The sequence below is a fragment of the Thalassoglobus polymorphus genome (assembly GCF_007744255.1).
Lineage (GTDB): Bacteria > Planctomycetota > Planctomycetia > Planctomycetales > Planctomycetaceae > Thalassoglobus > Thalassoglobus polymorphus.
Map to the genome: position 1 here is coordinate 4,636,268 of NZ_CP036267.1, position 20,579 is coordinate 4,656,846.

The window sequence follows — 20,579 nt, forward strand, 5'->3', positions numbered from 1 at the left end:
CAGAACAAGAGTTCGTCGTCGAACGTCATTTGTAAATCCCGAAATGCTGGAGCAGTTCAGAACTGCCCCTGAAACTTGAATCTGCTCTCTCAAACGTTAAGAAAAGCGGCTATCCCAGAGGTTTTCGGAGTGGTTCTATTCAAATTTTTCTTTATTCAAATGCTTCTTTAACTGTGCCCTTCTGAATCGAACTGGGACAGGCTTTTCTTCGCCTGTTCCTGCTCCGCCTCTTCTTGACGGATTTTTTCCTGTCGATATTTCTCTCCGAGTTCGTGATCGAAAGCTCCGTGCTGGCTAACATCGACATCATGATGTTTGGTTCGGCAACGATAGCAGACGAGGACATCGGGCATCACGATGTAAAGAATCATGTCCAGCAAAGCGAAGCCCATCAAAATACTGAGCGCCAGAATCGGCTTGTAATACATCCAGGCGATACTACTCGTGATCGCCCCTAAAGCGACAAACAGAAATCCCAAGGTTTGTGGAAAGTTTTTCTGTCGCCACAAATCAGAATTCCCGCAGCGAAAACATTCGCTGGGAGCCTGATTGGAACGTTCAAGACCTTCTGGAATTGGACGCTCCCAGTCACAATGTGAACAACTCAAATTTGCCAATTGAGCGATATCGCCAGTTTGAGTCGTTCGATCACATTTCGGGCAGTGGAATGTCAGATGCATAGTGATACTATCGTATGAGCGTTGTCACAGCAGGGAAAGCCGTCTCATTTAATCGACACTCAGAATTCACAGCTGAGTAGGGATTGCGTAGGACTGTTCGATCAGGTTAGCTGCCATCTCTCCCATGAAGACCAATGTCGTCGCAGCGTAAAGGACACCTGTCGCAGACTGAGTGTTCCGGTATCGTAAGATACGGATGGTGAGAATCGCGATAATAAACGGCCCAATTAACCCTGCCCACCTCAGCGTCAACAGCCCCCAACTCGCCTCGCCCACTTCACCTTGCGAAGAGTACGCAAAGAGCGTGGCCCCCATCCTCAAAGTCGCTGCCACCAGAAAAATCACATTGTACTGAGTAAATGGTTTCAGCGGCATTCCGGTAGCAGTGAGATACCAGTGCCCCAAGAGCATGGCTGAGGTAACAGAGCCGATTAACCACGCAGCGGAAACAGTCTCTGCGATGGCAGGCAAAGTGATTGTTGAGACAGTTGCCGACGATTCAGTGGAATTCGCAGAGAGAAGCGTTGCGACTGTGACCAAGGTGACCGTGGAGGATGTCGCAAGTAAATACGCAAAAACCGTCCCCCCCTTTCGTCGCTCCAGCGTCCAGGCAACCGATCCAGAAAAGGCGAGAAGCCCGAACAGGATCGACGTTCCCGCGACCAGTTGCGAAACCGCCTGTTCATTGACATGGGGAGTTGGAAATTGATTGGACGTCAAGAACAGCAACACGCTCAACCCCAGCGCAATCAACATCTGAATCCGAAAGAAACCAGAGGTAATTTGAGAACGCGGGGCGATACACCAGACAGTCGAGAGTCCGCAGATCAGCTGTAGTGCGAATTCCGGAATCATTTCTTATTGTTTATCAAGGCCATCGCTTCGGCTCGGCTCGATTCGTTCTTTCGGAACAAGCCTCGAACGGCACTGGTAATGGTCACGGAGCCAGGCTTGCGGATGCCGCGAATCGACATACATGAGTGCTCTGCTTCGAGCACAACAATCACCCCCTTAGGTTCCAGTTCGGTATCAAGGAGGTTCGCAAGCGTTTCCGTCATCCGCTCTTGAACTTGAGGTTTGCGTGAGACCTCATCCACGATGCGAGCGAGTTTACTGAGACCAACAACGTGCCCACGTGGAATATACCCGATGTGTGCCACACCAAGAAACGGGAGGAGATGGTGCTCGCACATGCTGTTGAAACTGATGTCCCGCACAAGCACGAGTTCATCGTAAGTCTCCGTAAAGACTTTCTTCAAATGGCGTGCAGGGTCAAGATGAAGTCCGCTGAATAGCTCTTCATACATACGAGCCACACGCGCAGGTGTTTCCAGTAAACCTTCACGATCCGGGTCTTCGCCGACTGCTGCCAGAATTTCTCGAACTGCTGATTCGATTCGCGGTTTGTCGACACTATTGTTGACGCTGCTGGGGTGATTTTCTTCAGGCACTTCAATCTCTTCATTATCAAGACATCGTTCACGCTCATTGTAGGAACAATATACGATAATGACTGCCTCAACTGAGTACGAATCCCAAGTTTCACTGGTCAGAGGCCGTTTTCTCTGCTTCGAGATAATGGATGTTCGTTTCGATGGAGACGACAGCCCGCAAGCGCTGGTTGCCATACTCCGCAACAATTGGAAGAAAGAGTCGCCCATCGAGCAGAGGCGAGCGTTTTTGAAACTGTCCAAGACGTGAATGGACTTGCACGGTTTGGTCGTCGATACTGACATTCGCTCCAGGTTGAGTCGTCCCATTCACGGAAACCTCCCCTTCAATGGCAAGGAAAAGCCTGTCTACATTAGTGAAGCGAGAAGCAGACTGTGGCTGTGAATCATTCGCCCCAAGAGGGAGACCGGAATCACCTTTACGCAAGCTGGCAACTTCGATCGCTGCAGACTGAAGCAGAGAAAAAAATCTCCCCCCCGGTGCAAGGTATCCCAGTTCAACTTTCCAACCACTGGACTGAGCGTCAATCTGAACGAACCAACGTGACGCCTGCTCGGGAATTTCAAGATCTTCAGCATGTTCGCGAGCGTGCGGCCCAGAGTCGCCCCAGTCAACGCGATAAACCCGAAGCACTTTTCGCACACGATGCCAGTCTCTTCCGAGAGCTGCTGCAGCCCGCTTCTGAAGCTTCTGGCTGACATGCCATTCAACCCCAAACCAATATGGGCCGAAGTTTTCGACCTGCAACCAGTCATCAGCTTTTTCGTCAGGTCGCTCCTTGCTCGTGCCTCCGACTGCCAGAAGCTCGTTAATCAACTCATTTTTCCGCAAGCGGCCTGCCCCAGAAATCTTTTTACTCTTGGCCAATTCGCGAAGCTCTGGAACTGTTAATGAACTCAGATCAGAAATCCGGTCCGACTTGTGCAGTCTTTCCGCTTCTTGCGGGCGTTCGTCATGACTCATGCCATCTCCTCAGACGTATTCTCACCAACAGGAATCAAGTTTCCACAGCAGCTAGAAACGGGCTTACCGTTAGAAACTCAAGTAACCATCGATGAGAAAGGCGTGACTTAGTCAAAATTAACCGACAGCTGTGCATTGTATCACCATTTTTGGGGATTCCGCCAGCAGCTTCAGACAGGCCTTTGACTTGCCTCATCCCCAGAACTAGACTCCGCGCGTCTCATGTTGGCCCTGAGTCGAACTTTGCGACAAATTGGATGTCATGAGAAACACGAAGCCATTAGTGCCAGTAAAGGTCCTTTATTGGGCCTCCCAAATCTCCACAATGTCCATTGAACTGGGATTGTGCATCGGTGCGGGATACTGGGCCGACACGAAATGGGGAACGAGTCCCTGGTACTTACTGACTGGATGCTTCTTTGGGTTCCTGATTTTCACTTGGCAATTGTTCCGACTGGTTCAATCGATGTCAAAAGTGGAAGCATCAGGGTCAAAGACGCCAAAGACGAAAACACCAGAACCGGAAAAGAATCAAAACGAGACTCACGAGAAGTCGCCAAACAAGGACTGACTTCGCAATAATTTCGATTTGAACTTCCCGGATACAAAACTGCAACAACTCGCCATTGCGACCAAGCAAGCTGTGACCAAGCAAAATGGGTTAGCCTCAATGAGAACACTCACTGCGCGTGCCGTGTTCACTTTGCTGGTCATCATTACTGTCGGCGGAGTTTGCAGTTTCATCACCTACAAACTTTACACCCCCCAGGAAACAGAGGCAGCAATAGCTGGAACCGCAGTCGTCATTCCAGCTGCTTTTTTCACTCTGCTCATCTTGTCTCGATACGGGACAGGCCCAGGCGGAATGATCGCTGTCACCTTAGCCCGCCCCGGAATGACAGCCGGACTGGCGTGTTATGTCGCCTGGGAGTTTCCAAATTTGAGAACACTTCCTTTTTTTTTGACGTTAACGGTTGTCTATCTAGCTAGTCTCTTTGTAGAAACTTGGCTGGTTTTGAAAGACTTTCAGCGATCCGGGGACAACCCTGAGTCGTGACACGCAAACCTTAAAAACATTTTCTCCTATGTTGGCAAGTCACGGTACATTCCATCACGTCTACGACTTCAATGAATTCCACCTTCCGTTTGGAATTCACATTGAGTTGCCGGAGATCATGGGTTTCCAGATCACCAAGTACATGGTGCTGCAAGTCATTGCTGCTGTACTGGTCTTTCTTGTCTTCAGAGGGTTGGCGAGTCACGCAAAAAGTGGAAACCCGGTAACAGGCTACTTCTGGAACTTCTGGGAAATGCTGGTCCTGCGAATTCGAGATGATGTCGTCCGCCCGGTCATTGGTGATCCGCATCACCACGACGAGCACGAACACGCACACGACGAAACAGCAACCTACATTACAGATTCTGCAGGAGACCGGGCTCACGAAGGTGAAGTCGGACATCCGGCTGACAAGTACCTTCCGTTCTTGCTATCCTGCTTTTTCTTTATCTTGTTTTGCAACTTGCTCGGCGCCTTCCCCTGGTTTGGTGCTGCAACAGCAAACATTAACGTGACGGGTGCACTTGCATTCACAGCGTTTATCGCAACGTACTTTTACGGTGCTCAAATGCATGGCCCGGTTGGTTTCTGGACCCATATGGTTCCGGCAGTCAACGCACCTGCTCCAATTAAAGTTCTGCTGGTCCCGATGATTTTCGGTATTGAAGCAGGCGGATTGTTCATCAAAAACGGTGTACTCTGCATTCGTTTATTTGCCAATATCATGGGTGGTCACACAGTTATGGCAGTCATTTTGGGATTCATTGCCCAAGCTGCCGGAGGAGCCCAATGGTTCCTGGTGATGCCCGGAAGTCTTGCGGGGCAGATAGGTGTTGGTTTGCTTGAACTGCTCGTTGCGTTCATTCAAGCCTACGTGTTCACCTTCCTGTCCACAATTTTCATTGCCATGTCGCTGCACGAGCACTAAGAGCAAAGCCGGATTCCGGTTCGTGGTGCTAGTCGGTTTTACAGATTCGTTTATGGTCAACCAGTGTGGGTTGAGCCAAATTCCAGTTGAGGAGAGTTGAAGTGTCTCGTGTTTTACAAGTAAGTTGGTGTTTCGTCATTGCACTGTTGTTCTTTGCGACACCTGCTTTGGCAGCCGATGGCCCGTTGATTGTTCTTGATCCTGCTATCGGAGCTGGCCTGATCATGCTCGGTGGTGGTTTCGGAATTTCCAAAATCGGTACTGCCGCTGTTGAGAGCATGGCTCGTCAACCAGAAGCAGCCAAAGACATCAGTGGTGCAATGCTCCTCGCAGCAGCCCTGATCGAAGGTGCAACATTCTTCGCTTTGATTGTTTGTATCCTCGTCATCGTTCTTTGATTTGATGCTGGCGACCCGCTCTCCACATCAGGATTCGTTACCGTAGGAACTGTTCCGTGAAGTTATCTTTAATCCATCGACATGTTGTTGTGCTTGCAGTTGCAGCGTTGGTTGCAACAAGCGGGACCAGTCTCATTGCGGAGGATGCAGAGACAGCCGGAGCAACTCCTGAAACTGAAGCTTCAACCGCTGCTGACTCTGAAAATGCAGCACCTGAAGAAGAAGTTCACCCGATAACGAACTTGCTCTTTCCCAAAGAGTTCAACTTCAACTTGCCACCCGTGCAGCCGAATTTGCAAATGTTCCTGTGGACATTCATTTTGTTCGCAGGATACATCTTTGTCATGAAAAAGGGTGCCTGGGGGCCGTTGATCACTGCTGTGAACAAACGGGAAGCAAGAGTCCTGAATGCGGAGCGCGATGCTGAACTTGCACGACGAGAAGTCGATAACCTTCGCATCGAGTCAGAAGCAAGACTGGCAGAAGTTCAGGAACAAGTGAAAGCAATTATTGCGGAAGCACGTTCCCAAGCTGAGGCAGAAAAGCGAGAAATCGTTGCCAAAGCAGAACAGGACGCACAGCGAATTAAAGACGAAGCATTGCGAGAACTTGAAACTGCCCACCAGGCAGCGATTCAAAATCTCGACCAGATGGTTGACGAGCAAGTGGCTCTGGCGACAGAACAAGTCGTCGGCCGCAGACTCTAAGACCTGCAAACAAAGCAATGCAGTAAAGATCATTGCCGTTCACTGATTCCCTGACCTTGCCTGGCGTGGTCTGACTTTCAGTGTTTATTAGAACTAGTCAGTTGAAATGCGTGAGACAAGAGGCTGTTCGTTGAAATCCCGAAGTCATCACAATTTGTTCGCTAACCGGCAATTTGCTGCTCAGGCATTGTTCATAACTACGTTCCTCACGTGCCTTGCATTCGTTTCAACGACGAATGCTGTCGCCGAGGAGCAGGGTAATGACGGCCACCCTCACGCTGAGGATCACTCCCTCAACGAGAGTGGAGCAAAAGGCGAACTACATCATGATGATGCACACGGAGACGACCATGGTGCTCCTCCTTTTCGAGAGGACACAGCCTTCTGGTCAATCATTGCGTTTGCTGGATTATGCTTCGCAGTTGTTAAACTGGGACTGTGGAACAGCCTGCAAACCAACATGGCTGCCCGAGAGGAAAAAGAGATCAACTTGATCTCAACGGCTGAAGGTCACCTGACAGAAGCCCAGCAGTCACTTAACCAGTATCGTGGACAGTTGGAAGCAATGGATGAAACCGTTGCGGAAACAATTGCCGAAGCTGGACGTGATGCGGACCACACGCAAACTGAAATTATTGAGTTGGCGAAACGCGAGGCAAGTTTGATGCTGCACCGTGCAGAGCATGAAATCAGCCGAAGTCGTGATCAATCACTCAACAGTTTATTTGAACACCTTGCTCATCGTGTGGCTGAGGCAACTGAAGCAAAAGTTCGAGCGAACTTGCAGACAGAAGACCAGGACCGGTTGATCGACGACACGCTGAACCAATTGGTTGCGAATTAAAACGGTAAGTGAACAACGAAGTAGATTTCATTCATGTCTGAGACACAAGTACAAACTCGACCATCGCATGTTCTGGAAGACCCCAGTGCAAAAGGTGTGGCGCGTGTCTATTCAACAGCATTGCTCGATGCAGTGAGTGGCGATAAACAGGCAGAACTCCTTGAAGAATTCACATCATTTCACGATGAAGTGCTTCTGAAGAGTGCAGGTTTCGAGCAACTGCTCGTTTCGGGACTGACAAGCTACGACGAAAAGGTCGGCTTGATCGAACGAGTTGTTAAACCAAGAGCGTCGCAAATATTTACGAATTTCTTGCTCGTCTTGGCGCGGCACGACCGCTTGGAACTTCTCCCACTGATTCTTGAAGAATCTTGGGCAGAACATGAAAAACGTGCAGGCAAAAGTCGAGTTCAAATCAGAAGTGCTGTCTCTCTCTCCGAGGAACAGCTTGGTCGAATCAAGAACCGGTTGCAGGATGCGTTGTCGTCCGAGCCGATTTTAATGCCTTCAGTGGATCAGGAACTCTTGGGTGGGTTGGTGATTCAAGTCGGTGATACAGTTTACGATGGATCGTTGCGAACACGCTTGAAAGTGTTACAGCAACGACTCCGCGAGAGGTACCTCAATGAAATTCAAAGCGGACGAGATCGCTTCAGTTCTCCAGAAGGAAATTGAAGACTTTCAAGGTCAGGTTCAAACAGCTGAAGTTGGACGTGTGATCGAGGTCGGTGACGGGATTGCCCGAGCCGTCGGTCTGTCGTCTGCAATGGCTGGGGAAATGGTTGAGTTCTCCAAGGGAACACGTGGATTGTGTTTCAACCTGGAAGAGAACTCCGTCGGTATCATCGTGCTTGGTGACTACCTGACGATTCAGGAAGGTGACGAAGTCAAGACAACCGGAGAACTTCTCTCCGTGCCTGTCGGGGATGCCATGATTGGTCGCGTGATCGACCCGTTGGGAAATCCACTCGACGGCAAAGGTCCAATCGTCACGACCGAATCACGGCCTGTTGAATACCCGGCTCCAGGTGTGGCAGCACGTCAACCGGTGAAGCAACCGCTCCAAACCGGGATCAAAGCCGTCGACGCGATGACACCAATCGGTCGTGGTCAGCGTGAATTGATCATTGGCGACAGAAAGACGGGAAAAACAGCAGTCGCCATCGACACAATCCTCGCCCAGAAGGGTGACGATGTGATCTGCATCTACGTCGCCTGTGGGCAACGTGCTGCGAACGTCGCCCAAGTGATTGAAGCACTCGAAGCGAACGGCGCGATGGATTACTCCATTGTGATTTCAGCAACCGCCGCCGACCCTGCTCCATTACAATACATCGCCCCATACTCAGGTGCTGCACTGGCAGAACACTTCATGTATCAGGGCAAGCACACACTTTGTGTTTATGATGATTTAACCAAACAGGCTCAGGCATATCGCCAACTATCCCTTTTGATGCGTCGTCCACCAGGACGTGAAGCGTATCCCGGGGACGTTTTCTACTGTCACAGTCGTCTGCTCGAACGAGCAGCGAAACTCAACAACGAACTCGGCGGTGGATCAATGACGGCGTTGCCGATCATTGAAACACTCGAAGGGGAAGTTTCGGCATACATTCCGACCAACGTGATTTCGATTACAGATGGTCAGATCTATCTCGAACCAGACCTCTTCTTCGCAGGTGTTCGCCCCGCGATTAACGTTGGTATTTCAGTCTCTCGTGTGGGCGGTAACGCTCAAACGAAAGCGATGAAGAAAATCTCCGGTTCATTGCGACTCGACTTGGCTGCCTTCCGTGAACTCGAAGCGTTCGCGCAAATGGGTACGGAGCTCGATGCAGCGACTCAACGACAGTTGGATCGTGGTTATCGCATGGTGGAATTGCTCAAGCAACCACAGTATGAACCGCTCCACTTCGCAGACCAGGTGATTTCAATTTATGCCGGAACCAAAGGCTACTTCGACAAAGTTCCTGTCGAACAAGTTGCCCGGGCGGAAAAAGAACTCCTGCAGTTCATCCGTGAAGAGAAAAGTGAAATCCGCGACGGACTGATTGAAGGCAAAGAACTGACCGACACAATCGAAGAGCAACTCAAAGCAGCTCTTGTTGAATTCCAAGGTCGTTTTGTTCCTGATGCCGCGTCTCAAACTGTCACGGCGTAGTTGAAGTTATCATGTTCTTTAGCCGGTCACGAAATGGTTCCGGCTAAAGACTTCATTTTCATAAACATCGAAATCAACGTCGACAATGGGTAACGCACGAGCATTAGTGAAACGACGCAAGTCGATTCGGAACATTCGCAAGATCACGCGGACGATGGAGCTCATCGCCACTTCGCGGTTCAAAAAAGCAATGGACCGGGCGGCAGAAGCAGCTTCGTATACCCAGAAGATCAACGAAATTGTTTCGGATCTGTCGCAGTCAGATTTAACGTTCAGTCATCCGTTGTTACTGCAACCGGAAGAGACAAAGAACGTCACCCTGCTGGTCCTCACATCCAACCGGGGATTGTGCGGTGGATACAATGGCGGGATTCTCCGATTGGTGAACGCACGACTGCGTGAACTGAAAGCAGAAGGCAAAAACGTCACGGTTGAAGTTTCAGGAAAGCGTGGACTTTCCGCAATGAAATTCGAAGGGATCCCGGTCCATCAATCGTTCACACAATTTGAGGACAAACCGGCCTTCGAAGAAGTCAACGAGATCGCAAACCGATATCTCGCAGACTTCACTGGTGGAGAGACGCACCGCCTCGAAGTGGCCTACCAAAGTTTCCAATCCGCTGCTCGACAAAAACCAGTCATCGAAACAATTCTACCTTTCGGAGATCTCTCAACAGATTCCCAAGAAAGTAGCGGAGTTGAATACGAATTTCTTCCAAGTCCGGAAGAGATTCTAGAAGAGATTGTCCCGGCAGCGTTTCGGGCAAGATTCTTCAAATGCTTCCTCGACGCAGCGGTCGGAGAGCAAATCGCACGAATGATCGCGATGAAGTCAGCGACAGAAAACGCTGACGACATGATTCGCGATATTTCAATGAAATACAACCGGGCAAGACAAACACAGATTACAAGCGAGCTCTCCGAGATCATCGGAGGAGCAGCTGCACTTGAATAACAGACAACAGTTCTGGATTTACCAAAAAGTGGAGAGTAAGTGGTAGGCAGGATGGATAGCCGCCATGATTCGATTGCCTGGAAGAATTCAATCAACTAGTGGTCACCTGCTACAGATTGAGACTTAAATTTCCTTCGGATGAACGTTTTAGACTGACTCAACAACTTCGTTGAAGTGCCGGTTGAGTCTCTAAAAGATTGTTGAAGGAAAGGGGAGAGGAACTCCGAACAAATTCGCTCATTTTTTGAGTATTGCCAGTGGTTCACTGACTGAAGGTGACACGCACGTCATTTCAAATGAACTTGAATACATTACCAATGAAGAATTGGGAGCAGTTGTGGAAATAGTTGAAGAGGTCGGCAGGATGCAGACAGGGTTACGAAAAGCCCTTTCAATTTAGATTCCTGGTCACTACCAACTCACCACTCCCCACTTACCAACCCCAGAGAGTCATCATGTCCACGGACACTACCCAAAAAACTACTATCGGAAAAATCACCCAGATCATCGGTTCAACCTTTGATGCAGAGTACGCTCAGGAAGATTTGCCTGATATTTACAATGCAGTCAAAGTCGAACAAGAGGTCAAAGGGGTTAAAATCGACCTGACTGGAGAAGTCCAGCAGCACTTGGGTGGCGGTCGTGTTCGCTGCGTTGCCTTGGGTTCGACTGACGGTCTGGTCCGTGGGATGGAAGTGATTAACACCGGTGGACCGGTAACTGTTCCTGTTGGAAAAGAAACACTCGGCCGCGTCTTCAACGTCATCGGCGAGACGATTGACGGCGAAGGAGACTGTGGAGCTACTGAACGTTGGCCAATTCACCGTCAAGCTCCAAAGATCGAAGACCTTTCTTCGAAAACGGAAGTTTTCGAAACCGGGATCAAAGTGGTCGACTTGCTCACACCGTTCGTTCGTGGTGGTAAAGCCGGTCTATTCGGAGGAGCTGGTCTTGGTAAGACTGTGATTCTCACAGAGCTGATCGCTCGTATTGCTCGCGAACATGGTGGTTACTCAGTGTTCGCCGGAGTGGGTGAGCGTACTCGTGAAGGTAACGACCTCCTCCTCGAAATGGCAGAAGCTCAAATCGGAGATACCGGACGTTCCGTGCTTTCACAAACATGCATGGTCTTCGGCCAGATGAACGAGCCGCCTGGAGCTCGTTTGCGTGTTGCGTTGACCGGACTGACCATGGCGGAATGGTTCCGTGATCAAACTGGTGCCGACACACTGTTGTTCGTCGATAACATCTTCCGTTTCTCACAAGCTGGTTCTGAAGTTTCCGCGTTGCTGGGACGTATGCCGTCAGCTGTGGGTTACCAGCCGACACTGGGAACTGAACTCGGTCAGTTGCAAGAACGTATTACTTCGACCAAGAAGGGTGCGATTACATCTGTGCAAGCTGTTTATGTTCCTGCGGACGACCCGACCGATCCGGCTCCTGCTGCAGCGTTTAGCCACTTGGATGCGTTCATCTATCTCGAACGTAAAATTGCGGAAAAGGGAATTTATCCAGCGATCGATCCTTTGGCATCATCGTCTCGTATTCTCGATCCACAAGTGGTCGGGGAACGTCACTATGCGGTCGCTCGACAGGTTCAACAGATCCTTCAACGATATCGCGAACTTCAGGACATCATCGCGATTCTCGGTGTTGACGAACTCTCGGAAGTCGACAAACAAGTTGTGGCTCGTGCTCGACGTATTGAACGATTCCTGTCACAGCCGTTCTACGTGGCTGAGGTCTTTACCGGAAAATCTGGTAAGTTCACTTCGCTCGAAGAAACAATTACTTCCTTCGAAGAAATCTGTGCTGGCAAATGGGATCATTTGCCAGAATCAGCGTTCATGTATGTTGGTGGTGTTCAGGAAGCTGCTGAACAGGCCGAACGCATGGCGAAGGAAGACTAGAATCAGGAGTTGGGATTCAGGAATCAGCAAAGTGTTTAGCCGGACAATTTACATGTCCGGCAAATCATTCATCTCAAAGTAAAGACCATGATCGCAGCGACCGAACTTCGACTTGTCCTCGTGACACCAGAAACGACACTTCTTGACCAACAGGTGAACGGTCTCCGTTTTCCGTTATTCGATGGTCAAATCGGTGTCCTGCCTGGTCGTGCACCATTGGTGGGTCGTTTGGGTACGGGAACACTCAAGTTCGACTCCGCTTCCGGTTCGGGAACTTATTTCCTCGAAGGCGGATTCGTTCAGATTAAAGGGTCAGTGGTCACCTTGCTGACGAACAAAGCGATTCTTGCAAGCGAGATCGATGCAGAAAAAGCAAGTGCCGAGTTTGAAGAGGCATTGGCACTGAAACCAACTGACGATGCTGGGTTTGCAGCCAAAGAACAAGCCTTGATCCGAACTCGCGCGATGAAGAACCTCGGCGGTCGATAACTCACGACTCTGCACCAAAGAACACCATGCTATTTGTGCTGATAAAGCATCAGGCTAGAGCATCTTTCTAATTGGTTTGCAGGATCTCCCTCGTGGCGAACAGCATTTCTACTAGAAAAATGCGTTCTTCACGGGCACACGGTAGAGCAGACTGCTCTAGATGTTCTTGATCGCTCCGCTGTTCATTTCGAATTCATACGGTCCACTCAAAATTTCAAATGAGTGGTCCGTTTTGTCTTTTAAATACGCCTCACTGATCTCCAGTTCTGCCAAATGGAGTGTGTCTTGAATGTGCATCACCTTGGCATCTTCAGGTTCAGTCAGACCGATGGTTTGCAAAGCATCGGTGATCGCGTCTCGGTCATTTTGATAAACACACGGAATCATCGCCCCGGTCGGGTGGCTGCTGGTAATGCAGTTAATCCGTGTTGATTCCGTGTTGATCTGGTCGACACAGCTTTGAAGTACAAATTCCGCGATGCCGATTCCAGTGGCGTTGCCTTTGGTCTCTTCGGTGAGGCTGCGAACGAAGATCCGTTTAACGTTTGCGTTGTCTTTCTCAGTGGCGACATGGTCGTTGTATTTGCGTCCTACAATATTCGTATCCATTCCGGTCCCGCTGATGTTTTTCCCGATTCGATCAATGATCAGCAGGTCCGCTTCGGGAAATGGAAGTTTCGGCATCCAGGCAGTGGCCTGCTTGAGGAGTTCTTTTTCTCGGTCATAAAACTGGCCGGGAGGGATTGCTTCGATCAGAGCAGTTTCGTCGTAAGCGTTTTCGACGATCGCCACACCCGCCAGGACTTTGCATTTATCAAGGACAATCTCTGCGACCGAGCGTATAATCTCACCGAAGCTGAAATTTTTGATAGCCCGGTGATACATCAGTGCCCCTGCATGCTTCCCAAGGCCAATGAGCATCATTTTGTGCAAGCCTGATTCGATATCGCCCACAAATCCGGTATGCGGTTTGATTCGGCCCATAATAATGAGATGATCGGCAGCGTAGGCGTTTTTGTCAAAATGGACCGGGATCCCCTGGGATGTTTCGGCGACAATGATTGTTTCCATCGACGAGCGAATCTCGCAGCCGAGGAAGTCTTCTGTCACCCCGAAACCTTCAATCAGTTTCTTTTGACCTTCGGCGGTCGCTCCTCCGTGACTTCCCATGGCAGGGACAATGAACGGAATTCCGCCCAGCGATTTGATGTGTTCGACGACCGCTTTGGTCATTGTGGCGATGTTTGCAATTCCGCGACTTCCCACCGTGATTGCAACCGTTTGGCCATCTTGAATTTGCGAAGCCAGATTCAATTGAGAAAGTTGATAGGTCGCCTCTTGCGCGACATCTTCAATCCGGGGTCGCTCGAACTGTTGACGAATACGAAGCATTCGAGGAAAAGACATCACCGACCCCTTGGTTGAACTGAATGTTACGGGACAAATCCACTAAACTTGTGCGGCTTGCCGGTTCTCAATTATTGCGAGAATCGCGGGACAATGCACTTAAGAACGATTCCGGAAAGGGACTGAAATGAAATTGGCGACATTGAATACAAACTCGGGAATCCGCATTGTCGGTGTGGATCACTCTGGCGAAACTCCCGAATACGTTTCGCTGTCTCACTTCGATCCATCGATCCCAAACTCGATCCGGGAAATGCTGCAACACCCATTCGGCCTGGAGAAATGCCAAGCTGCCTTTGACAAGGGAGTTCAAACTGCGCTCCGAGTTGAAGGCCAACTTCTTGCTCCGATTCCTGACCCGCAAAAGGTGTTATGCATCGGCTTAAACTATCGCGACCACGCTGCGGAATCGAACATGGAGATTCCGACCGAACCGATCTGTTTCGGAAAATTTGGAAACACAATCATTGGTCCTCAAACGGACATTCGCTTGCCAAAAGTCTCATCCCAGGTTGACTACGAGGCAGAGATGGTGATTGTGATCGGGAAAAGGGGTTATGAAATCCCGCAAGATAAAGCGTTTGAGCATGTCGCTGGGTACTGCAATGGAAATGATGTTTCTGCGCGAGACTGGCAAATCGGTAAGCCCGGCAAACAATGGATGCTGGGAAAAACGCCGGACACCTTCGCTCCGATCGGACCATGGTTGGTGACCAGCGATGAAGTTGGAGATCCACATACACTGGATGTGAAGCTTCGCCTCAACGGGGAAGAGATGCAGTCTGGAAACACCAAGGAGTTCATTTTCGGTGTCGACGAGATTGTGTCGTACGTCTCACAGATCATGACGCTACTCCCCGGGGATGTTATTTTCACCGGGACACCGGCGGGTGTCGGAATGGGGCGTGACCCACAAGTTTGGCTGAAAGATGGTGATTCGGTGGAAGTTGAAATTGCTGGACTCGGGGTCCTGCAAAACAATGTCGTCGGGTAGCTCTCGACGATGTTTTCTCTGAGACTTAAAATGTATCGCTCAGAAAGCATATGATCGGGTCTCAAGCCCGCACACTCTTCCACACTCTTCCACACAGATTCAGACGGATCAATTCCACATGATGACCCTCCTCGTAGCAATCGGTTCTTTTTTCGGGTTCATCATCGCTTACCATACTTACGGACGTTGGTTAGCGACGAAGATTTTCAATCTCGACTCGGCAGCAGAAGTTCCGAGCAAGCAATTGCGCGACGATATTGATTTTGTTCCGACTAAAAAGAATGTGATCTTTGGTCACCACTTCACAAGTATCGCCGGAACTGGCCCCATTGTCGGACCGGCAATTGCGGTCTTCTGGGGTTGGTTACCAGCTCTGTTGTGGGTCGTGCTTGGCTCGATCTTCATTGGTGCGGTCCACGATTTCGGTGCATTGATTGTTTCAATGAGAAACCGAGGGCAAACGGTCGGTGAGGTGGCTGGTCGACTGATTAACCCACGTGCACGGATTCTGTTTTTGATCGTCCTGTTCTTTGCACTTACGATTGTGCTGGCGATTTTTGGACTGGTAATCGCCATCATCTTTAAGCTCTATCCGGAATCGGTGTTGTCGGTCTGGATTGCGATGCCAATCGCGATGATGATTGGATACTGGACGTTCAAGAAAGGAGGCGCACTGCTCGGCCCTTCTTTGATTGCATTGTTCTTACTCTATGGGGCAATTTACGTCGGTGTAGAATATCTGCCAATTTCGTTTGTCGAAGTGACCGAAACAGTTGCAGCATCGACAGAAACTGCGGCAACTGCAGCTGGTGTTGAAACCAATCAGATGATGGAACGCCCGACCAACTTTGTGCGATTCCAGCTGGGACAACTTACGATTCCGGTTAGTCTTCCGCTCGTGAATCCGACAGTTGCCTGGACGGTCATCCTCATGGCTTACTGCTTTCTGGCATCGGTTTTGCCAGTGTGGCTTTTGTTACAGCCGCGAGATTACGTCAACAGCCACCAGCTCTTTGTCGCCCTTTCGTTGTTAGTCGGTGGCTTGTGCCTCGCAGGACTTTCGGGGAAGGCTGATCTCGTCGCAAGTACACCCGCAGTGATTGCGACAAGCGATCTCCCCGCGAACTCCCCGCCCATCTTCCCGTTTTTGTTTATCACAATTGCTTGCGGTGCATGCAGTGGATTTCATTGCCTTGTGAGCAGCGGAACCAGTAGCAAGCAGGTTGAAAGCGAATGCGACGCCCAGTATGTCGCATACGGCTCAATGCTTCTCGAAGGAGCTCTCGCAGTGATAGTGATTCTCGCCTGCACTGCAGGGGTGGGAATGGGACGGTTTGCAAAGCAAGCCGACGGGACGTTCACGCAGCAAGTCGCTGCTGATGGTGTCGCGCTCACTGGGCATGATGCGTGGGCGACCCGTTACAGCCCCAAAGGTGACTGGACAAAATTCAAACTTCCAGACACCGTGGGAGCCTTTGTCGAGGGAGGAGCGAATTTCCTTTCTGCGATTGGAATCCCGCTTCGGTTTGGAATTGGAATCATCGCAACTCTCGTTGCTTGCTTCGCTGCGACGACTTTAGATTCTGCGACGAGGTTACAGCGATACGTGATTCAGGAACTCGGAGGATCGTTCTCCCTGCCTCCACTTCAAAACAAATATGGAGCAACCGGAACAGCTGTCGTCCTGGGATTGACTGTCGCCATGCTTCCCGGACCAAGCGGAGTCCCAGGGACAGGTGGCCTGATTTTGTGGCCTCTGTTCGGTGCGACAAACCAATTGCTCGCTGGCTTGGCGTTCATGGTCACGGTCTTCTACTTGTGGCGGCGCAGCAAGCCGGTCCTGTTCGCATTGCTCCCGATGCTGATGATGCTTCTCATGCCAGCGTTGGCGTTGATCTGGCAAATGAAAGGCTGGCTCACAGCAGAAGAGCCGAACTACGTGTTGTTCAGTTTTGGGGCATTGATTCTCGGATTGCAAATCTGGATGGTCATTGAAGGCTACCTGATGTGGCCGAAAGCCAAGGGAGAACTCGAGCGTCAGCTTCCTCCACTGGCAGAGAAACCGACCGTCGCAACAGTTGGCGGCCCAAATTGCTGAATATTTTCACCTAAGAACCGCTAACAATTCCCCTGAGATCGTTGTGATTCACTGGGATCTCAAGTCCACGGGCAGGTTTTGTTAGAGCTAGAGCAGTTTGCTCTATCGTGTGCCCGTGAAGAACGCATTTCTCTAGAAAAATGCTGTTCACCACGAGGCAGATCCTGCAAACCAATCCGAAAGATGCTCTAGTAAGTCTCACATGTCTAACGATCCAACACAAAACGTCCAATCCTTTCGCCCTAACTACTTTCGGGTTTGGGCGATGTTTTTTCGGAACTCCCTCATTCGCGAGATGACGTTTCGTGGCAACTTTCTGATTGAGTTAGTCACCCGGGCGTTCTGGTTTGCTGCGCAACTGGTTCTGTTCGATCTGATCTATCGACACGTTCCGACGATTCAAGATTGGTCACGCGAGGAATACTTTGGATTCATGGCGACAGGGATGCTGATCAACGCGTTCGTCGAAGCCTTCTTCATGCCCAACTGTGCGAACTTCAGCGAGTTGATTCGCACAGGGGATCTTGATTTCGTCCTCCTCAAGCCGATTGACACTCAGTTTTTGATCTCATTTCAAAAGGTCAACTTCGCTATGGTCAACCAGCTTCTGCTGGCGGGGGCTTTGCTCTGGTATGCGATCTCCCAAACTGGGGTCACGGTGACCCTGGGGACTGCGTTCGTGTTTGCGATGCTTGTTGCCGTAGGAGTTGCATTTTTCTACAGCTTGATGATCGCGCTGGCAGCGACGTCTGTCTGGTTCGGCCGCAATCAGGGGTTGTACGACTTTTGGTTTTACATCACCATTTTTGCTCGCTACCCACAGGGGTTTTATCGCCAATCATTTGGCGGAGAGATGCTCTGGTTTGGCTTCTCCTTCATCATCCCCATTCTACTGGTCGTAACAGTCCCCTCTCGATACCTGCTTGGAAAGGTACTCACACCAAACTGGACAGTGTTACTCATCGCCCCAAGCGCCACACTCATCCTGCTTTTGATTTCGCGGCGAGTCTTTAACTGGTCGCTGTCCAATTATCGGAGCGCGAGTAGTTGACCAACGTTGAAGAAACTGCCTCAGCGGAGATTGCATCGCGAATCAAACGCGAGGCGAAGGCTGCAGGTTTTTCATTGGTCGGAATCGCACCGGCAGCCCGACCAGACACTCTCGAGTTTCTCCATCAATGGCTTGCAGAAGGGAAGCACGGCGAGATGGGGTATATGTCGCGTCGCAAAGATGCGTATGCTCACCCGGGTGGTGTTTTGCCTGATGTTTGCAGCTTAATCCTGCTCGGAATGAATTACTTCAACGAGCCTGACTCCAACAAAAAGATTGGGGAGATTGGGCAGATCGCGAAGTACGCATCCGGCTCTCGGGACTATCACGACTTGCTCCGCAAGAAGCTAAAACAACTTTCGAAAGTCTTGCACGAACTCGTCCCCGGCTGCAAAAGCCGCTGCGTCGTCGATACCGCTCCGCTTCTGGAACGTGACTTCGCCCGGATGGCGGGACTGGGGTGGTTCGGCAAAAACACGATGCTCATCAACAAACAAAAAGGAAGTTTTTTCTTCCTCGGAGGCATCTTGACAGATGTCACTTTGCCCGCCGATCAACCACACGAAACAAGCCACTGCGGAACTTGCACCCGCTGCCTCGAAGCCTGCCCGACCGATGCATTCAACGGACCGTATGACCTCGATGCGAGAAAGTGCATTTCGTACCTGACGATTGAACTCCGTGGGCAGCCGATTCCAAATACCCTTCGACCTCAAATGCAAGACTGGCTTTTTGGATGTGATGTCTGCCAGGACGTCTGCCCGTGGAACCGCAAACCTGAGATCACTCAAGAAGCCGATCTGGTTCCGGACCTCTCATCCCCACGCGATGCCATCGCATTTTTGACGATATCTGAAGAAGACTTTCAACAACGATTTCGGAAGACTCCGTTCTCTCGAACAGGTCGTGACGGGATGGCACGGAATGCAGCGATTGTACTGGGAAATGTAAAACTTGAGGAATCGATCTTTGCGTTAGAAGCAGGGATGGAAGATCAGTCTGAGATTGTGCGAGGAGCTTGTGCGTGGGCGCTAGGTCAATTTTCGAATACTCAAACTAGAGAAATTCTTGCTCGACGAAAGAGCCTGGAAAAGGACCGAATTGTCCTGAATGAGATCAATATTGCGTTAGAATTTTAAGGAATTCATGGGACGAAACGATTCACATCCCAGCGCCGGGAAGCAGGTCCCCGGGGAGTTTCCTTCTTCTGAGAAATCGTTTGTAACCGAAGATGAAACGGTTGCTGGTCTTACAACGACATGCCATGATTCTTTGAAGCACATGTTCAGGGCGTGATATTTACGCTTCTGCGTCATCAATTTAGTTCTTCAAACGTCACCAACAATCGTTATGGCGGAAAAAAAGAAACTTACCACCGAAGAAATCATCGCTCTTGCACGTAAGCAAAAAAGCGACGGTGATGATGCATCGACAGAGCCAAAAGCTGACTCTGAGAGCGGAAGCGGAGCTGAGACATCTCCTCCTGCTGAAGAGAAACCAGCCGCCACGCCAAAGACGACTGCAGACATTTTAGCAGCCGCACGAGCACAAGCCGCTGGTGGCAAAAAACCGGCTGAGAAGCCAAGCTCCACGGCTGACATTCTTGCTGCCGCAAGAGCCCAAGGTGGCGGAGCAAAACCTGCAGCTGCTCCTAAGTCGACTTCAGACATCCTCGCTGCTGCACGAGCTCAAGGTGGTGGTGCTGCAAAAGCGAGCCCCGCAAAGCCTGCAGCTGCTGAAAAACCAGCTGCCAAGAAAGCCGCACCAGCAACAGGCGATCGCCCTGCTCTCAGTGATATGGTTGCGGCTGTTAAGGAAGCACACGAAACTGGAGCTCCAGCGAAGCCTAAACTTCCAGCTGGGCGACCAGCTCCGGTAAAGCCGAAGTTCCCGAAGAAGTCGGAGAAAATTCAGCGTCGTGGATTCGTTGCAATCCTGGCGGCGATTGCGATCACACCCTTTGCGTTGGCATGGTCAGCGATGGGTGCGATTGGTGCGATCTGGTCATTGGACATCGCCCGCTACATGATGCCAAACATGGTTCTTGAGCTACCCTCACGATTCAAAGTGGGGCCTCCTTCTGATTATCCACCAGGTGTCGTCTCTGCCAAATTCAAGGCAAGCCGTGGCGTCTGGATTATCAACAGCGATGAATACAACGGACGCGGAATTATTTACGCATTGGCTTCTATTTGCACTCACCTGGGATGTACTCCCAACTGGCTTGAGGGCGAGCAGAAATTCAAATGTCCGTGTCACGGTTCAGGATTTTACATCACTGGAATTAACTTCGAAGGTCCTGCTCCACGCCCTCTCGAGCGTGTCGGGATTCGTGTCTCAGAAGATGGGTCACTGGAAGTTGATAAAAGTATGAAGTTTCAGGAAGAGCTCGGTCAGTGGTCGGACATGAAATCCTACGTGGATGCGTAGTCGTCGCGGTGATGTGAGTTGTTGCTGTTTTAGCAATTGTAGAGTTTCATTCAAG

Annotated in this window: 22 protein-coding genes; 17 read left to right on the forward strand and 5 right to left on the reverse strand. The window is 50.4% G+C overall.

Annotated features, from left to right (window positions below; translation table 11 throughout):
• Positions 1-167: 167 nt before the first annotated feature.
• The 4 genes from Mal48_RS16685 to Mal48_RS16700 all read right to left on the reverse strand — a co-directional run bounded on the left by Mal48_RS16685 (position 168) and on the right by Mal48_RS16700 (position 3,095).
• A complete protein-coding gene (locus tag Mal48_RS16685; RefSeq protein WP_145202088.1) occupies positions 168-680 on the reverse strand; it encodes a hypothetical protein in 513 nt (170 codons plus the stop codon).
• Between the two features lie 66 nt (positions 681-746).
• On the reverse strand, positions 747-1,535 hold the full coding sequence (locus Mal48_RS16690; RefSeq protein WP_145202091.1) for a hypothetical protein: 789 nt from the start codon (positions 1,533-1,535) through the stop codon (positions 747-749).
• Complete coding sequence (gene folE / locus Mal48_RS16695; protein ID WP_197442307.1) at positions 1,532-2,137, reverse strand: GTP cyclohydrolase I FolE; 606 nt, start codon at positions 2,135-2,137, stop codon at positions 1,532-1,534. The genes Mal48_RS16690 and folE overlap by 4 nt, the downstream gene beginning before the upstream one ends.
• A gap of 85 nt (positions 2,138-2,222) precedes the next feature.
• A complete protein-coding gene (locus Mal48_RS16700) occupies positions 2,223-3,095 on the reverse strand; it encodes a DUF4912 domain-containing protein (RefSeq protein ID WP_145202094.1) in 873 nt (290 codons plus the stop codon).
• A 325-nt stretch (positions 3,096-3,420) separates the two neighbouring features.
• Here Mal48_RS16700 and Mal48_RS16705 point away from each other — a divergent pair, with 325 nt between their 5' ends.
• The 12 genes from Mal48_RS16705 to Mal48_RS16760 all read left to right on the forward strand — a co-directional run bounded on the left by Mal48_RS16705 (position 3,421) and on the right by Mal48_RS16760 (position 12,544).
• Complete coding sequence (locus tag Mal48_RS16705; protein WP_197441772.1) at positions 3,421-3,666, forward strand: AtpZ/AtpI family protein; 246 nt, start codon at positions 3,421-3,423, stop codon at positions 3,664-3,666.
• A 99-nt stretch (positions 3,667-3,765) separates the two neighbouring features.
• Positions 3,766-4,152: a hypothetical protein gene (locus tag Mal48_RS16710; protein WP_231739641.1), complete on the forward strand. Its 387-nt coding sequence runs from the start codon at positions 3,766-3,768 to the stop codon at positions 4,150-4,152.
• A gap of 28 nt (positions 4,153-4,180) precedes the next feature.
• Positions 4,181-5,080 (forward strand): F0F1 ATP synthase subunit A, encoded by a 900-nt coding sequence (gene atpB, locus Mal48_RS16715; RefSeq protein WP_145202103.1) that lies wholly within the window; start codon positions 4,181-4,183, stop codon positions 5,078-5,080.
• A 101-nt stretch (positions 5,081-5,181) separates the two neighbouring features.
• A complete protein-coding gene (locus tag Mal48_RS16720) occupies positions 5,182-5,478 on the forward strand; it encodes an ATP synthase F0 subunit C (RefSeq protein WP_145202106.1) in 297 nt (98 codons plus the stop codon).
• Positions 5,479-5,534: 56 nt separating this feature from the next.
• On the forward strand, positions 5,535-6,185 hold the full coding sequence (locus Mal48_RS16725; RefSeq protein WP_145202109.1) for an ATP synthase F0 subunit B: 651 nt from the start codon (positions 5,535-5,537) through the stop codon (positions 6,183-6,185).
• A 130-nt stretch (positions 6,186-6,315) separates the two neighbouring features.
• Entirely contained in the window at positions 6,316-7,029 is a 714-nt protein-coding gene (locus Mal48_RS16730; protein WP_231739643.1) for an ATP synthase F0 subunit B, read from the forward strand.
• A gap of 33 nt (positions 7,030-7,062) precedes the next feature.
• Positions 7,063-7,704: an ATP synthase F1 subunit delta gene (atpH, locus tag Mal48_RS16735; protein WP_145202113.1), complete on the forward strand. Its 642-nt coding sequence runs from the start codon at positions 7,063-7,065 to the stop codon at positions 7,702-7,704.
• Positions 7,655-9,190: a F0F1 ATP synthase subunit alpha gene (gene atpA / locus Mal48_RS16740; protein WP_145202116.1), complete on the forward strand. Its 1,536-nt coding sequence runs from the start codon at positions 7,655-7,657 to the stop codon at positions 9,188-9,190. The genes atpH and atpA overlap by 50 nt, the downstream gene beginning before the upstream one ends.
• A gap of 85 nt (positions 9,191-9,275) precedes the next feature.
• On the forward strand, positions 9,276-10,145 hold the full coding sequence (gene atpG / locus Mal48_RS16745; protein ID WP_145202119.1) for an ATP synthase F1 subunit gamma: 870 nt from the start codon (positions 9,276-9,278) through the stop codon (positions 10,143-10,145).
• 196 nt (positions 10,146-10,341) lie between these two features.
• Complete coding sequence (locus tag Mal48_RS23900) at positions 10,342-10,545, forward strand: four helix bundle protein (RefSeq protein WP_145206307.1); 204 nt, start codon at positions 10,342-10,344, stop codon at positions 10,543-10,545.
• 55 nt (positions 10,546-10,600) lie between these two features.
• The gene (gene atpD / locus Mal48_RS16755) at positions 10,601-12,055 is read left to right on the forward strand and encodes a F0F1 ATP synthase subunit beta (RefSeq protein WP_145202122.1); all 1,455 of its coding nucleotides are present in this window, start codon (positions 10,601-10,603) and stop codon (positions 12,053-12,055) included.
• An 87-nt stretch (positions 12,056-12,142) separates the two neighbouring features.
• Positions 12,143-12,544, forward strand: a complete 402-nt coding sequence (locus tag Mal48_RS16760) for a F0F1 ATP synthase subunit epsilon (RefSeq protein ID WP_145202125.1) — start codon at positions 12,143-12,145, stop codon at positions 12,542-12,544.
• Positions 12,545-12,700: 156 nt separating this feature from the next.
• On the opposite strand, the gene Mal48_RS16765 is transcribed toward Mal48_RS16760, so the two are convergent.
• Positions 12,701-13,951: a lactate racemase domain-containing protein gene (locus Mal48_RS16765; RefSeq protein ID WP_145202128.1), complete on the reverse strand. Its 1,251-nt coding sequence runs from the start codon at positions 13,949-13,951 to the stop codon at positions 12,701-12,703.
• A gap of 127 nt (positions 13,952-14,078) precedes the next feature.
• On the opposite strand from Mal48_RS16765, the gene Mal48_RS16770 reads away from it, so the two are divergent.
• From Mal48_RS16770 to Mal48_RS16790, 5 genes are all read left to right on the forward strand, one after another.
• Entirely contained in the window at positions 14,079-14,945 is an 867-nt protein-coding gene (locus Mal48_RS16770; RefSeq protein WP_145202131.1) for a fumarylacetoacetate hydrolase family protein, read from the forward strand.
• A gap of 118 nt (positions 14,946-15,063) precedes the next feature.
• Positions 15,064-17,043, forward strand: coding sequence for a carbon starvation CstA family protein (locus Mal48_RS16775; RefSeq protein ID WP_145202134.1), 1,980 nt, complete (start codon positions 15,064-15,066; stop codon positions 17,041-17,043).
• A gap of 202 nt (positions 17,044-17,245) precedes the next feature.
• Positions 17,246-18,094, forward strand: a complete 849-nt coding sequence (locus tag Mal48_RS16780; RefSeq protein ID WP_145202137.1) for an ABC transporter permease — start codon at positions 17,246-17,248, stop codon at positions 18,092-18,094.
• Entirely contained in the window at positions 18,091-19,233 is a 1,143-nt protein-coding gene (queG, locus tag Mal48_RS16785; protein ID WP_145202140.1) for a tRNA epoxyqueuosine(34) reductase QueG, read from the forward strand. Before Mal48_RS16780 ends, queG begins: the two co-directional genes overlap by 4 nt.
• Before the next feature lie 211 nt (positions 19,234-19,444).
• The gene (locus Mal48_RS16790; protein ID WP_145202143.1) at positions 19,445-20,524 is read left to right on the forward strand and encodes a QcrA and Rieske domain-containing protein; all 1,080 of its coding nucleotides are present in this window, start codon (positions 19,445-19,447) and stop codon (positions 20,522-20,524) included.
• Positions 20,525-20,579: the final 55 nt, after the last annotated feature.